This is a genomic window from Primorskyibacter sedentarius, assembly GCF_004342065.1.
GTDB lineage: Bacteria > Pseudomonadota > Alphaproteobacteria > Rhodobacterales > Rhodobacteraceae > Primorskyibacter > Primorskyibacter sedentarius.
This window is the reverse complement of record NZ_SLZU01000001.1, coordinates 644,890-658,880: the sequence shown is the minus strand read 5'-3', so window position 1 is coordinate 658,880 and position 13,991 is coordinate 644,890. Positions and strand designations below refer to the sequence as shown.

Below are 13,991 nucleotides of genomic sequence, written 5' to 3'. Positions count from 1 at the left end.
CGCGCGGGCTTGGCGAGGACAAGGCTCCGGCGATCAGTCCAGAACCCCGGCTTGGGTGAGGTAGTCGCGCGCCACGGCCTCGGCCGGTTCGCCGCCCACCTGAATGCGCCCGTTCAGCTTTTGAAGCGTCGCCATGTCGAGACTGGCAAAGATCGGGTTCAGCACCTCGGCGATCGCGGGGTATTCCGCCAGCACATCACCGCGCACGATCGGGGCGGGCTCATAGACCGGCTGCACACCCTTGTCATCGGTCATCACGACCAGCCCGGTCGCGCCCACGCCGCCATCGGTGCCATAGGCCATCGCGGCATTCACGCCGGAGGTTCCGCGTGCCGCCGCCTGAATGGTCGCCGCGGTATCGCCGCCCGACAGAACCACCGTCTGATCCTGCGTCAGCACAAAGCCATAGGCGTCCTGCATGGCCGGCAGCACTGCGGGGGAGGAGACGAACTCTGTCGATGCGGCCAGCTTCACCTCGCCCCCGTTCGCCACCCAGGCGCCGAAATCGGACATGGTGACAAGATCATTCTCTGCCGCGAGCGTGCCGGTAAGGGCGATGGCCCAGGTGTTGTTTGCGGGCGCCGATTGCAGCCAGGTGATATTGTTCTGCTCGGCGTCCAGCTCTGCCGCGCGGGTGTGGGCGGCCTCGGCATCCTTCCACACATCGCTGTCGGCTTCGTTGAAAAAATACGCGGCATTGCCGGTATATTCCGGGTAGATGTCGATCTGACCGGCCAAAATAGCCTCGCGCACAACCTGCGTGCCGCCCAGCTGGAGGCGACGGTCCACCGGAAGACCTGCATCCTCAAGGGCAAGGGCGATCATGTTGCCCAGCAGCCCACCTTCCGTATCAATCTTGGAAGAGACGGTGATGTCGGCCTGACTGGCATTTGCCAAGGCGCCGACAAGGCCAGCAGTGGCGAGAACGATTGAAAGTTTCATGGTGAACTGGGTTCCTTTTGAGAGAAGGCCGAATCGTCGATGCAAGTTTTCAGGAACATAGAACGGTAGACGCCGTGGCCAAGGCCTTTGCGGCGCGCAAATTGCGGGAAGGGTAACGCGGGGTCATCGGCCGACAGATATCCACCTTCGAACGGTGGGGCAGGCCGCTCTTGGTTGCGTCGGAATCGGCCCGAAACGCCGCTGCAACCGGGCCGGATCTTGGCGCAGTTACGCCGAAGCACCGCGTGGCCGACCGGCCGCAGAACGAAAAACGCCGCCCCCGAAGGAGCGGCGCTTGGAAATCCCAAAAGGTCAGTGGCTTCAGAAGCCCAGGCCTTCGTATTTCTTTTTGAACTTGGTGACGCGGCCACCGGCATCCATGAGACGCGAGGACCCACCGGTCCAGGCAGGGTGCACAGAGGGATCGATGTCCAGGGCGAGCTGGTCGCCTTCTTTGCCCCAGGTGGAGCGCATCTGAACAACTGTACCGTCGGTCATTTTGACGTCGATGGTGTGGTAGTCGGGGTGGATGTCTTTTTTCATCTCGCCGCTCCTTACGCTTCTGCGCCCGCTTTGGGCTTGTAGTTTGCGACTTCCGCGATGCGGGCCGATTTACCGCGACGCGAGCGCAGGTAGTACAGCTTGGCACGGCGCACACGGCCGCGGCGAACCACGGTGATGCTGTCGATATTGGTCGAATAAAGCGGGAACACACGTTCCACGCCTTCGCCAAAGGAAATCTTGCGGACGGTGAACGATCCGGCAATGCCCTGGCCGTTCTTGCGGCTGATGCAAACGCCTTCGTAGTTCTGCACCCGGGTGCGGGTGCCTTCCGTCACTTTATAGCCGACACGGATCGTGTCACCGGCTTTGAAATCGGGAACGTCTTTCCCGAGGGAAGCGATCTGTTCCGCCTCCAGCTGAGCGATGAGGTCCATTGACCTACTCCTATGTTGCCTGCGGTTGTTCCGCAAAGTTCTGTCGCGTCCTCAGAGCTCTTGGTCTTCTTCCGGGTCCCTGTTGTGCGCTGCACACCAAGCCCGCCAGAGGTCAGGTCGTCTTTCCTTGGTCAGCCTTTCGGCCATGTCCCGCCGCCAGTCGGTGATCTTCGCGTGATGTCCCGAAAGAAGAACTTCGGGGATCTCGCGACCGTTCCAGACAGCTGGGCGCGTGTACTGGGGATGTTCCAGAAGCCCATCGGAAAAGGATTCTTCCTCCGTGGACGCCTGATTCCCAAGCACGCGGGGTATAAGCCGGACCGTAGCATCAATCAAGGCCTGAGCGGCAATCTCTCCGCCCGTCATGACAAAGTCGCCCAAGGACACTTCTGTAATGCCATAATGGTCGATCACACGCTGGTCCAGACCTTCGAACCGGCCACAAATCAGCGTGACACCATCGGTCTGGCTGAGCGCGCGCGCCATGCCCTGATCAAAGCGTCGTCCGCGCGGGGACAGGTAGATCAGCGGGACATTGCCGCGGGTCTTTGATTGTGCATGTTCGATCGCGGCACCCATCACGTCGGGGCGCAACACCATGCCCGCGCCGCCACCCGCAGGGGTGTCGTCGACATTGCGGTGCTTGCCTTCGCCAAAGCGCCGCAGGTCGACCGTGTCCAGTTGCCACAAACCATCCTTCAGCGCTTTGCCGGTCAAAGACCCGCCCAGAATGCCGGGGAAAAGCTCCGGAAAGAGGGTAATGACCCGCGCCGCCCAGACGCCGTGCAGCTCTGGCGTGTGGGTCATGAGCTCCTGCGGTTTCAGCGAAGGGCGTATGGTCTTGCGACCGTGGGATTTGGGCTGGTCAGTCATGCAGCGCTGCATAGGGGGTTTGCGCGGTCTTGGGAATGGGCTTTGCGCAGGTCGGGCGGGTCAGCGGTCGCGGCGGGCAAGCCGCAGGATGTGCCGCTTGGCGTCGGCGACCTTGTCATCCTCCATCCCGCTGCGGTTCAGCGCAAGAAAGACGTCGCTGAGCCCGTCATATGGCATGGCGTTGACGGCAGGCAGGACAGACAGCGCGGTGCGTATCCCTGGCGCAATGTCGAGCAGATCGAGAAGAGGGGTCAGCGGGCCTTGAGGCAGGCCGCTCGTGTGGTCCAAACGTTGGCTGCTGACCCGTGCGGGGGCTACGGACGCGCGAATATCCGCGAGAAGGCTGTCAAATTTCGATGCCTCCACGTGCCGCTTGACGAATTCGGGCAGGTCATCGGTCAGGCGCTTGCTGCGCAGGTTCTGCCAGTAGAGGCTGGCAAACCAGCTGTCAGGCTGGCGCGTTGAAAAATAGAAATCGATCTGTGTTTCATCCCCCAGGGATGCGCGCGCCGAGGCTGCAATCTGGGCCATGATTTTGGGGGTGGCGTCGTAACGCGTCAGCTTTCGGCGCCCCGGCATGTAGCCGCTCAGGTCTTCGGCAGAGATCAGGATCGGGCGCGGGTCCAGAGGATCAAGCGAGGCGAAAAATGCGCGCTCGGCCTGTCCGAGCGTCCGAAGGGCGGCCTGTTCGCGGGTGGCAGAGAACTTCTTGGCAAGTTCGGTGAGCCGTTGCACATCCGACTTGAGGTAACACCGCATGACCGGATCAAGAACCGCGCGGTTGGTGTTGATCATGGCTTGCACGCTCTTCGTGCCGGTCTTGTGAAAACCGGCATGAATGACGACGTGCACCATGTCAGAAAAGGCCGTCCGGAGGGTCGGCCACGATGCGCCCGGAGGCAAGATCCACCGTCGGGACTGCAGCCAGTGTGAAGGGCAGCAGCACGGTGTCGCTTTGTCCCGGGGCCTGAATTTCGAGAAGGTCGGCAGCGCCGTGATTGAGCACAGCCTTGACCCGGCCAAGCTCTGCCCCGCCGGTGTCATAGACCATCATGCCGATCAGGTCGGCGTGATAATATTCGTCATCGGGAAGCGAGGGCAGGCGGTCGCGTGGTGCAAACAGTCTGGTCCCGCGAAGGGCGTCGGCCTCTTCCTTGGTCAGAACGCCCGAAAGCTTTGCGGCAAAACCGCTTTTGACCGGGCGGATCAGGGTGACGTCGAAGCTTTGCTTGCCGTCTTCCGTGACCAAAGGGCCATAGTCGGCGATGCCGGTTGGTTCAGCGGTGAAGCTCTTCAGCCGCACTTCGCCCTTGACGCCAAAGGCGCCCGAGATGGCACCTACGCAGATCAGATCGCTCATTCACTTGCCCCGATGCAATGGCCCCGTCGCATTTCCCCAGACCCCTGGGCACATTGTTCCGCAGCCTGATTGCGTTCGAACATCACGCCCGCAGCGAAGGCGAGAAGCGTGAAGATGACAAGGCGCAGCAAGCGAAACATGCGGGGGTCCGTTTGGTGGGGGATGGGAACGGCGCTCTTTCAGCTTTGCTGAAACTCGCCCCGCCCACCATCCCCGGCGGCGGCCGCTTATTCGGCGGCGGCTTCTTCTGCTGCGTCTTCGGCAGGTGCTGCAGCAGCTTCGGCCGCGGCGGTTGCCTTGGCGGCTTTCTCGTCGGCGCGATCCTGGGCTTTCTTGCCCGGAACAGCTTTCTTGGGGTTGTTGCGGGTTTTCTTTTCCAGAACGCCTGCGGCTTCAAGCATACGCGAGACGCGGTCGGTTACCTGAGCGCCTTCGCCCAACCAATGCTTGACGCGTTCAAGGTCCATCTGGACGCGCTCTTCACTGTCCTTGGCGAGCAGCGGGTTATAGGTGCCCAGCTTTTCGATGAAGCGGCCGTCGCGGGGCATCCGCGTGTCGGATACGACGATGCGGTAGAAGGGGCGCTTTTTGGAGCCGCCACGGGCGAGACGGATTTTGGTAGCCATTGAGTTTCTCCTTTGAATGGCAGGGCTGGCGGGGCAGTCCCGCCTTACGATTGGTGTTGTTCGTGGTGCTTGATGACTTCCTGAATCACGAAATTCAGGAACTTGGCGGCGAATTCCGGGTCGAGATCGGCCTGTTTCGCCAGGTCTTGCAGCCGCTCGATCTGCTGGCTTTCACGCGCAGGGTCCGAGGGCGGAAGGTCGTGCTGAGCCTTCAGCACGCCCACGGACTGGGTATGCTTGAAGCGTTCGGCGAGGGTGAACACGAGGATCGCGTCGAGGCGGTCGATGCTTTCGCGATGCGCCTTCAGAAGGTCTGCGGCGCGGGTCACCGGATCGGTCATGGGGCGGTCCTCGGTCATGGTAAAGGGGGTGCGATCAGTCAATGGGGAACCCCTTTGGCTGAAAGAGAGGGTTGATGTAGTTCTGTATTTCCAGCGCGATACCGTCGGCGATCTGGCTGGAGCGCAGCTGAGCAGGCGAGGGGTGGCGGTAGCAGACATCGCTGCCATCCACGGTCGCCGCGTCCTTGTCTTTCTTCGCACCCAGCCGTTCGGCCAGGCGGATGGAATCCAGGTTCTTGGGGTCGAGATAGCTGACCGCTGTCTCCCAGCCCTGATCCTCGTAGAAATGGTGACGCACGCGGTTCGTGGCTTCAAGCGCGAAGCCCTTTCCGGCCTTGTCGGGCCAGATGATCCAGGCGATTTCACGCTCTGGCCAGCGCGCCGGGAACCAGCCCCCGGCCATGCCGACGGTTTCTTCGGTGTCCTTGAGATGCACCATCCACATGCCGAAGCCGCGAATATCCCAATGGCCGATTTCCGCAGCATAGAGCATCCATGTCTCATAGGCATTGAGAGGCCCCCCCATGAAACGCGCACGGTAAGAGCTGAACGTCGCCTTGAAATCGGGATAGTCCTCGGCACGGGGCGCACGCAGCTCCAGCCTGTCGGTATGCAGGACGGGGATCATTCCAGCACCTCGTCCGGTCCGAGATGGCGAAAGAGCATATCCTTGCCCATATGCGGGTTGTGATAGGTCCGCTCGTAGCGCGCGCCGAGCCGTTCTGCCAAGGCGACGGACCGGTCGTTTCCCGGCACGATATTGGACGTCAGCGTTTTCATGCCCAGATCTTCATAGGCATATTGGCGCGCGCGTTTGGCAGCCTCAAAGGCGATGCCCCGGCCTTCGAACCCTTCGTAGAGGGACCAGCCCAGCTCTGGCTCTGGCCAGCCCTCGGGGTTCCAGATGCCGCACAGCCCGGCAGCTTCGCCGGTATCACGCATCTCGATGGTGAAATAGCCGTAGCCGTGGATGTGCCAATGCCCGACGTTCAGCGCGAACCAGCGCCACGCCTCGCCGCGATTTGAGGCAGCGCCGAAGCCACCGGAACGGCTCTCGTCCAGCAGGAAGGCGATCATCGGCTCGACATCGCGCAGTTCAGGACCCCGCAGAATGAGGTTTTCGGTATCCAGCACCGGGGCTTGCGTCAGGTTCATACGCGCCCTCCCACCGCCACATGGCAGAGCAGGGCACCGAATTCCGGCGCTAGGGTATGGAAGGCGAAGGCGGGCATCGGGTTATTTCTTCTTGCCAAAGCCGCTGAGGCCCGGGGGCAGGCCACCGCCGCCCAGCCCGGGCAGTTTGCCGCCCGCGCCCAGCTGTCTGGCCGCTGCTTCCAGCGCCTTGGGGTCCATGCCCTGTGCCATTTGCTCTGGCGAAGGGCCGCCCTTGCCGAACATGCCCTTCATGGCCTGTTTCAGCATGCCGCCTTTGCCCATCTTGCCCATCTTCTTCATCATGTCGGCCATCTGTCGGTGCATCTTCAGAAGCTTGTTGAGGTCGGACACTTCCATGCCCGCACCACGTGCGATGCGCTTCTTGCGACTGGCTTGCAGCAGGGCGGGGTTGGCGCGTTCCTTCTTGGTCATCGACTGGATCAATGCGATCTGACGCTTGATCATCTTGTCGTCGATCCCTGCGCCTTCCATCTGCTTGGACATCTTTGCGGCACCGGGCATCATCGACATCATGCCTTCCATCCCGCCCATCTTCATCATCTGTTCAAGCTGCATCTTCAGGTCGTTCATGTTGAACTGACCCTTGGTAAAACGGCGCATCATGCGCTCGGCCTGTTCGACCTCCAGCGTTTCCTGGGCCTTCTCGACCAGCGCGACAATGTCGCCCATGCCAAGGATGCGGCCCGAAATTCGTTCCGGTTCGAACGTTTCCAACGCGTCCATCTTTTCGCCCAGACCGACGAAGCGGATGGGTTTACCGGTGACCGCGCGCATCGACAAGGCAGCACCGCCGCGCCCATCGCCATCCATCCGGGTGAGGACAACGCCGGTCACACCGATCTTGTCATCAAATTCTGTCGCGACGTTGACCGCGTCCTGACCGGTCAGACCGTCAACCACCAGCAGCGTTTCTCGCGGGTTGGCGACGTCGCGGACAGCCGCAGCCTGCGCGATCAGCTCGTGATCGATATGCAAGCGACCCGCAGTATCCAGCATATAGACATCATACCCGCCGAGGCTGGCTTGCGTCTTGGCGCGTTTGGCGATCTGGACCGGATCCTCGCCCTTGACGATAGGCAGCGTGTCCACACCGATCTGCACGCCGAGGATCTGCAACTGTTCCATCGCGGCGGGCCGGTTGACGTCAAGCGAGGCCATCAGAACCCGCTTGCCGTCACGTTCCTTCAGCCGTTTGGCCAGCTTCGCGGTTGTCGTGGTCTTACCCGAACCCTGCAGGCCGACCATCAGGATCGGCGCAGGCGGGTTGTCGATCTTCAACTTGCCGGGGTCTTCGTCGCCGGTCAGCACGTGAACCAGCTCGTCATGGACAATCTTGACGACCTGCTGGCCCGGCGTGACCGACTTGGTTACCGCCTGTCCGGTCGCCTTGTCCTGAACGGCCTTGACGAAATCACGCGCCACGGGCAGCGAAACGTCCGCCTCCAGAAGGGCGACCCGCACCTCGCGCAGGGCGGTCTTGACATCCTCTTCGGACAGGGCACCCTGCTTGGTAAGCCGGTCGAATACGCCGGAGAGACGCTCGGATAGATTTTCAAACATTTCCGCGGCTCCTTCGCCCGTTTCGATATAGCCCAACAGTTAAGTAGGACCGGCCCAAATGCAATTGTCCCCCGTGGGCGAAACTCGCTGACGGGGGGCGATCCCTGAACTTTCAGGGACCGGAAGCATGACAGACTTCCGGATGGTTGGTGCGCGGATAGGCCAAAAGGGCATATGGAGTCAAGCCCGCGTGGTCGCGTCTGCCTTGGGAGAGTTGCCATGAAGGATGGTGTGATCTTTGTCGCGACCGGGCAGGGCTATGTAGAGCTTGCCATTCAGGCTGCACAAAGCCTGCGCGCCACTAATCCCGGCCTTGCGGTGGATCTTTTCACCGACAGTGAAAATGCGACAGGGTTGGAGGTTTTTGACGAGGTTCACCCCACCCCGTCCTCTCATCCCCGGGTGAAGCTGGAATGCTTCTCTCGCGCGCGCTTTGAAAGGGTGCTTTTCCTTGATTGCGACGTGTTGGTACTGGCGCCGTTGGGGGATCTTTTCGCGCTTGCAGACCGGTTTGCGCTGTCGATTGCACATGATATGCGGCGGTGCACGAAGCTGATCCGACAAGGTCATGCCGCGACGACGCCCTATGCCTTTCCTCAGATGAACTCTGGCGTCATGGTCTATCGCAACGACGAGGAGATGGCCGCATTCTTTGCAGAGTGGAAACGGCGCTACGACGCGGCAGGGGTCACGCGCGATCAGGTTACGCTGAAGGATCTGCTGTGGGAAAGCGACCTGCGCTTTTATGTGCTACCACCGGAATTCAACCTGCGCCGGGTGACAGAGCTGGACGCGTGGGAGCCGCTGGATGCGATCCCCACGATCCTGCATTCGCACCGATTGTTGCAGCATCTGCGCGGGCAGGGCGCGCGCGTCACCACGCTGGCAGAGTTGCGTGTGCTGGAGCGTGAGGCCTTGGAGCAGGAATGGGCCGCGCTTGCCGGTGCTGCGCCATGGTCGCGTTGACAGGGGCTAGCGAATGGTTTGCTGAACGCTCTTGCTGCTCAGCTCCCTACCGTCGCGGACCAGTTTGACGGTGCCATGATAATGGCCTTTGGGCCAGCTCTCCCCGGACCGTTTGAGCCCGGCCGCGCGGAAAAACTGCGCCTGTGCCTTGTCCAATTGAAGCTCTTGTTTGACGATACGGCCTTCGGGGCCTGTCAGCGTCAGTTCCACCACATCACCCCGCAACCCGCCATAGGCGAGGCCGAAAATCACCATCGCGGGAGAGTTGGCGTCGAGAGGTTTCGCCGCTGTTCCAGCCTTGACCGCTGCATAGTCGGGGATGCTTCCGGCCAGTGCGACATGGATTATTCCGCCAGCGAAGTCTGGCAGGGGCGCGTCCCAAAGCGCAGATGCCGCGGCGCCGTCGCACCGGTCGGCGCCATTCGGTTCGAACGGATCAATCACCGCGCCCTCGTGCCGGACGGTCAGGTGCAGATGCGGGAATTGGGTGCGACCACTCAGCCCGATCTCGCCCAGCGGCTGCCCCGCGGCCACCGACTGGCCTTGAGCCACGGCGATACTGCCCTGGCGCATGTGGCAATATTGGGTCTGCCAGCCATCCTCATGGTCGATCACGACGCCATTGCCGCAGTCTCGCCCATTGATTTCGGCCATGTCGGTTTCAGCAAAGATGCGGTCTGCCATGCCGTCTCGCGTGGCACGGACAACGCCTCCGGCCGCCGCCAGAACCGCGACGCCTTCCTGCATGTCTGACAGGGTGGGCAGCGCGAAATCCGTGCCTTTGTGGCCGTCGTAACTAAGCGCGCCGCAGCGATAGTCCCTGACGTCAGGCCCGGCTGCGCGGTCCATGTAATGCTGGATGTGGCAAGATTCGTTCAGTTTGCAATCTACGGGCACTTGTAACGAAAACTCCCCCGCCACGGATGTCGTGGCGAGGGAGCATGAAATTACGGCCCAAAGCCGAAGCATCACTCTGCGGTAAGCAAAGGCGGCTTATCGCCCGAAAGACGCTTGCTTTCCGGTCCGCTCATCTCAAGGTGCAGCTTGCCATCTTTCAGGCCAACCTTGACCAGACCACCTTTGGCGAGCTTGCCAAACAGCAATTCCTCGGCCAGCGGCTTCTTGATGTGCTCCTGAATCACGCGACCCAGTGGGCGGGCCCCCATCTTGTCATCATAGCCCTTGTCAGCCAGCCAGGCGGCGGCGGGTCTGGTCAGTTCGATGTGAACGTTGCGGTCCATCAACTGCGCTTCGAGTTGCAGCACGAACTTCTCGACGACCTGCAAGATCACGTCCTTCGGAAGCGGCGCGAAGGAAATCACCGCATCCAGACGGTTGCGGAATTCCGGCGTGAAGGTCCGCTCGATCGCGGCGGTGTCTTCGCCTTCGCGACGGTCACGACCAAAGCCGATGGCCGCCTTGGCCAGTTCCGATGCGCCCGCATTGGACGTCATGATCAGGATCACGTTGCGGAAATCCGTCGTGCGCCCGTTATGATCTGTCAGCTTGCCGTGATCCATGACCTGCAACAGGATATTGTAGACATCCGGATGCGCCTTTTCCATCTCGTCCAGCAGCAGCACGCAATGCGGGTTCTGGTCCACGCCATCGGTCAGCATGCCGCCCTGATCAAAGCCGACATAGCCCGGAGGCGCGCCGATCAGACGAGAGACCGCGTGTTTCTCCATGTATTCCGACATGTCGAAGCGCAGCAGCTCAACACCCAGCGTATCCGCCAGCTGCTTTGCCACCTCGGTCTTGCCGACGCCCGTGGGTCCTGCGAACAGGTAGTTGCCGATGGGCTTTTCGGGTTCGCGCAGGCCGGCACGCGCCAGCTTGATCGCCGAAGACAGGGCCTCGATCGCGGCATCCTGCCCGAACACCACGCGTTTAAGGCTGGTTTCCAGATCCTTCAGAACCTCTGCGTCATCTTTCGACACGTTCTTTGGCGGGATACGGGCGATCTTGGCCACGACAGCCTCGATCTCTTTCGCGCCGATGGTCTTGCGGCGCTTGGATTCGGCCACAAGATGCTGCGCCGCGCCCGCCTCGTCAATCACGTCGATGGCCTTGTCGGGCAACTTGCGGTCATTGATATAGCGTGCAGAAAGTTCCACCGCCGATTTGATCGCATCCGTGGTGTACTTGATGTTGTGGTGATCCTCGAAATAGGGCTTGAGGCCCTTGAGGATCTTGACCGTATCATCCACCGACGGCTCGCTCACGTCGATTTTCTGGAACCGGCGGCTTAGCGCGCGGTCCTTTTCGAAATGCTGGCGGAACTCCTTGTAGGTGGTCGAGCCCATGCAGCGGAGTTTGCCGCCCTGAAGCGCGGGTTTCAGCAGGTTAGAGGCGTCCATTGCGCCGCCAGACGTGGCACCGGCCCCGATGACGGTGTGAATCTCGTCAATGAAAAGCACAGCGTCGGGGTGATCTTCCAGCTCTGTCACGACGGCCTTCAGGCGTTCTTCGAAATCGCCGCGGTAGCGCGTACCGGCCAGAAGCGCGCCCATGTCGAGCGAATAGATCGTCGTTTCCGCCAGAACCTCCGGCGTTTCACCGGCGACGATCTTGCGGGCCAGCCCTTCTGCAATTGCGGTCTTGCCCACGCCAGGGTCGCCCACCAGAAGAGGGTTGTTCTTGCGGCGGCGGCACAGCACCTGAATGCAACGCTCAACTTCCGAATCGCGGCCGATCAACGGGTCCACGTCGCCCTTGCGGGATTTTTCGTTCAGATCGACGCAATACTTGGCGAGGGCGGATTCCTTCTGTTCCCCGTCAGTGACAGGCGGCGTTTCCTCTTCGATCTCGGTCGCGCCCTGCACAGGACGCGCTTCGCCATATGCGGGATCCTTGGCCACACCATGGGCGATGAAATTCACCGCATCATAGCGCGTCATGTCCTGCTGTTGCAGGAAGTAGGCGGCGTTGCTCTCGCGTTCGGCAAAGATGGCGACCAAGACATTGGCGCCTGTCACTTCGGTCCGGCCCGAGCTTTGCACATGGATCGCAGCGCGCTGAATAACGCGCTGGAAAGCCGCTGTTGGCACAGCTTCGGAACCTTCGATGTCAGTGACGAGGTTGGCCAGATCGTCGTCAATATACTCGACAAGCGATGTGCGCAGTTCCTCTGTATCGACCGAGCAAGCTTTCATCACCCGCGCGGCATCGGGTTCGTCGATAAGGGCAAGCAGCAGATGCTCGAGCGTGGCGAATTCATGCGCCCGCGAATTCGCCAGCGCCAGCGCTGCGTGGATTGCCTGTTCTAGTGTCGTCGAGAATGAAGGCACGGTGTTGGTGCTCCTCTTATCTGGGTCGGTGCCGGTCGTAGCCTGCTCAACCATGGCCTCTTAGTATTAAAGTGTGGTGGATGTTCCCCCACATCTTCAAGCTATTTCTGCATTTCGTACGGTCACAAATGGGGCTGACGCTGCAACGTGGCGTGAAATGCATCTAGAAGTTATCCTTGCGCTTCCTTATTTCGGCGAAAACGCTCGCGTCCGGGGCGCCCTGCATGCCAAGCGCGGCTTTGACTTCCGGAAGGTTCGCGCGCAAAAACGGGTTCGTCTCCAGTTCTTCGGACAGAACAGAAGGGACCGTGGGGCGGCCTTCAGTGCGCGCTTCTGCAACCGCCTCGTATCTCGATTTAAGCTTTGCGTTGTCCGGTTCAATACTCAACGCAAATTTTGCGTTGCTCATCGTGTATTCGTGACCCGAGTAAATCCTGGTTTCCGGCGGCAGCGCGGCCAGCTTTGACAGGCTGTCCCACATCATTTCAGGCGTGCCTTCAAAGACGCGGCCACATCCCAGGGCCATCAGGCTGTCGGCCGTGAACACGACGCCCGCATTGGGAAAATAGAATGCCATATGGCCCAGCGTGTGGCCCGGCACCATCATTGGCACGGTATAGGCCTCATCGGTGCCGCCATTCATGCCTTCCTCCAGCGCCATGTCCAGCGGGGGCAGCTTTGCTTCTTCGGCTTTCGGGCCCATCACCTTGCATCCGTAGCGATTGCGCAATTCCTGAACGCCGCCGACATGGTCGTTGTGATGGTGGGTGATCATGATGACATCCAGCCCCCAGCCGCGCGACTCCAGCGCCTCAATGATCGGCCCGGCTTCGGGCGCGTCAATCAGGCAAACGCCATCCGGCCCCTTGATGAGATAGGCATAGTTGTCCGACAGGCAGGGAATGGTGACGATCTCAAGGGGCATGGTCTTTCCTCCGGTCTTGACTAAACTGCGGCCAGCTTCGCCGATCAAAGAGGGGGCTGCAATGCATCTTGACGTGCAGGACCTGCGCAATTTCTATTATCGCAGCGCGTTGGGCCGCCAGGCGCAGAAGGCGCTGCGCAGACAGCTGTTGCAGGTCTGGCCGGAGGCGAAGGGGCAGAAGGTGGCCGGATTCGGCTTTGCCGTGCCGCTGTTGCGGCCCTATCTGGCGGATGCGCGCCGGGTGGTCGGGCTGATGCCGGGGCCGCAGGGGGTGATGCCGTGGCCGCCGGGCATGCCGAATGTCAGCGTGCTGTGTGACGAGACGCTCTGGCCGATAGAAACCGGACATGTCGATAAGCTGGTCGTGCTTCACGGGCTGGAGACGTCGGAACAGCCTTCGGCGCTGCTGGATGAGTGTTTCCGCGTGCTTGGGCCGGGCGGCAAGGCGCTTTTCATCGTGCCCAACCGCGCGGGGCTATGGTCCCGCAGCGACAAGACGCCTTTCGGCTACGGTCGTCCCTACACGCTGGGACAGCTGGAGGATCAGCTCAAGAAGCACAATTTCATGCCCGAGCAGCATATCACCGCGTTGTACCAGCCGCCGTCGCGAAAGCGATTCTGGATGAAAACCGGTCCCATGTGGGAACGTCTTGGCGGATCGGTTTCCATGATAATGGCGGGCGGGGTGCTGATGGTGGAGGCATCCAAGCGTGTGCAGGCGCCTTCGGGTCCAAGCGCGCGGGTCAGGGTGCGCTCGCCTCTCGAAGTGCTGGGAGGCGCCGAAGCCAAACCCAAACCGGTGTGATGCCGCGGGGGGGGGGCGGGATAAAGAGTTGACGCACGAGGGGTGGAAATGCGTCTATCGGAACACCAGATGTCGTGTTTTGGAGCGCGATAACTGCACAAGAATCGCGCAAACCACGGCAAACAGACGGAATTTCTTTACCTTTTTGGGCGCGCATTAGGTCGCACTTTGTCTAACCTCATGTAAACG

Annotated in this window: 16 protein-coding genes; 2 read left to right on the top strand and 14 right to left on the bottom strand. The window is 61.2% G+C overall.

What is annotated here, in order from left to right; genetic code table 11:
• Nucleotides 1–33: 33 nt before the first annotated feature.
• The 11 genes from osmF to ffh all read right to left on the bottom strand — a co-directional run bounded on the left by osmF (nucleotide 34) and on the right by ffh (nucleotide 7,816).
• A complete protein-coding gene (osmF, locus tag EDD52_RS03045; RefSeq protein WP_132241666.1) occupies nucleotides 34–942 on the bottom strand; it encodes a glycine betaine ABC transporter substrate-binding protein OsmF in 909 nt (302 codons plus the stop codon).
• 321 nt (nucleotides 943–1,263) lie between these two features.
• The gene (rpmE, locus tag EDD52_RS03040) at nucleotides 1,264–1,485 is read right to left on the bottom strand and encodes a 50S ribosomal protein L31 (protein ID WP_132241664.1); all 222 of its coding nucleotides are present in this window, start codon (nucleotides 1,483–1,485) and stop codon (nucleotides 1,264–1,266) included.
• A gap of 11 nt (nucleotides 1,486–1,496) precedes the next feature.
• Complete coding sequence (rplS, locus tag EDD52_RS03035) at nucleotides 1,497–1,880, bottom strand: 50S ribosomal protein L19 (protein ID WP_132241662.1); 384 nt, start codon at nucleotides 1,878–1,880, stop codon at nucleotides 1,497–1,499.
• A gap of 51 nt (nucleotides 1,881–1,931) precedes the next feature.
• Entirely contained in the window at nucleotides 1,932–2,753 is an 822-nt protein-coding gene (trmD, locus tag EDD52_RS03030; protein WP_132241660.1) for a tRNA (guanosine(37)-N1)-methyltransferase TrmD, read from the bottom strand.
• 60 nt (nucleotides 2,754–2,813) lie between these two features.
• Nucleotides 2,814–3,548 carry a hypothetical protein gene (locus EDD52_RS03025; protein WP_165907445.1) on the bottom strand — a complete coding sequence of 245 codons (735 nt, stop codon included), beginning with the start codon at nucleotides 3,546–3,548 and terminating at the stop codon, nucleotides 2,814–2,816.
• Nucleotides 3,549–3,609: 61 nt separating this feature from the next.
• Nucleotides 3,610–4,113, bottom strand: coding sequence for a ribosome maturation factor RimM (gene rimM, locus EDD52_RS03020; RefSeq protein ID WP_132241656.1), 504 nt, complete (start codon nucleotides 4,111–4,113; stop codon nucleotides 3,610–3,612).
• A 227-nt stretch (nucleotides 4,114–4,340) separates the two neighbouring features.
• Entirely contained in the window at nucleotides 4,341–4,739 is a 399-nt protein-coding gene (gene rpsP / locus EDD52_RS03015) for a 30S ribosomal protein S16 (RefSeq protein ID WP_132241654.1), read from the bottom strand.
• 44 nt (nucleotides 4,740–4,783) lie between these two features.
• Complete coding sequence (locus tag EDD52_RS03010) at nucleotides 4,784–5,080, bottom strand: chorismate mutase (RefSeq protein WP_132242018.1); 297 nt, start codon at nucleotides 5,078–5,080, stop codon at nucleotides 4,784–4,786.
• Between the two features lie 34 nt (nucleotides 5,081–5,114).
• Nucleotides 5,115–5,708 carry a GNAT family N-acetyltransferase gene (locus EDD52_RS03005; RefSeq protein WP_132241652.1) on the bottom strand — a complete coding sequence of 198 codons (594 nt, stop codon included), beginning with the start codon at nucleotides 5,706–5,708 and terminating at the stop codon, nucleotides 5,115–5,117.
• On the bottom strand, nucleotides 5,705–6,235 hold the full coding sequence (locus EDD52_RS03000; RefSeq protein ID WP_132241650.1) for a GNAT family N-acetyltransferase: 531 nt from the start codon (nucleotides 6,233–6,235) through the stop codon (nucleotides 5,705–5,707). The genes EDD52_RS03005 and EDD52_RS03000 overlap by 4 nt, the downstream gene beginning before the upstream one ends.
• Before the next feature lie 81 nt (nucleotides 6,236–6,316).
• Entirely contained in the window at nucleotides 6,317–7,816 is a 1,500-nt protein-coding gene (gene ffh, locus EDD52_RS02995; protein ID WP_132241648.1) for a signal recognition particle protein, read from the bottom strand.
• 219 nt (nucleotides 7,817–8,035) lie between these two features.
• Here ffh and EDD52_RS02990 point away from each other — a divergent pair, with 219 nt between their 5' ends.
• On the top strand, nucleotides 8,036–8,782 hold the full coding sequence (locus EDD52_RS02990) for a putative nucleotide-diphospho-sugar transferase (protein WP_132241646.1): 747 nt from the start codon (nucleotides 8,036–8,038) through the stop codon (nucleotides 8,780–8,782).
• A 6-nt stretch (nucleotides 8,783–8,788) separates the two neighbouring features.
• Here EDD52_RS02990 and EDD52_RS02985 read toward each other — a convergent pair whose 3' ends face one another.
• The 3 genes from EDD52_RS02985 to gloB all read right to left on the bottom strand — a co-directional run bounded on the left by EDD52_RS02985 (nucleotide 8,789) and on the right by gloB (nucleotide 12,997).
• Nucleotides 8,789–9,631 carry a M23 family metallopeptidase gene (locus EDD52_RS02985; protein WP_243651811.1) on the bottom strand — a complete coding sequence of 281 codons (843 nt, stop codon included), beginning with the start codon at nucleotides 9,629–9,631 and terminating at the stop codon, nucleotides 8,789–8,791.
• 119 nt (nucleotides 9,632–9,750) lie between these two features.
• Nucleotides 9,751–12,072 carry an ATP-dependent Clp protease ATP-binding subunit ClpA gene (gene clpA, locus EDD52_RS02980; protein ID WP_132241642.1) on the bottom strand — a complete coding sequence of 774 codons (2,322 nt, stop codon included), beginning with the start codon at nucleotides 12,070–12,072 and terminating at the stop codon, nucleotides 9,751–9,753.
• 163 nt (nucleotides 12,073–12,235) lie between these two features.
• Nucleotides 12,236–12,997, bottom strand: a complete 762-nt coding sequence (gene gloB / locus EDD52_RS02975; RefSeq protein ID WP_132241640.1) for a hydroxyacylglutathione hydrolase — start codon at nucleotides 12,995–12,997, stop codon at nucleotides 12,236–12,238.
• Nucleotides 12,998–13,058: 61 nt separating this feature from the next.
• On the opposite strand from gloB, the gene EDD52_RS02970 reads away from it, so the two are divergent.
• Nucleotides 13,059–13,802 carry a class I SAM-dependent methyltransferase gene (locus EDD52_RS02970; RefSeq protein WP_132241638.1) on the top strand — a complete coding sequence of 248 codons (744 nt, stop codon included), beginning with the start codon at nucleotides 13,059–13,061 and terminating at the stop codon, nucleotides 13,800–13,802.
• Nucleotides 13,803–13,991: the final 189 nt, after the last annotated feature.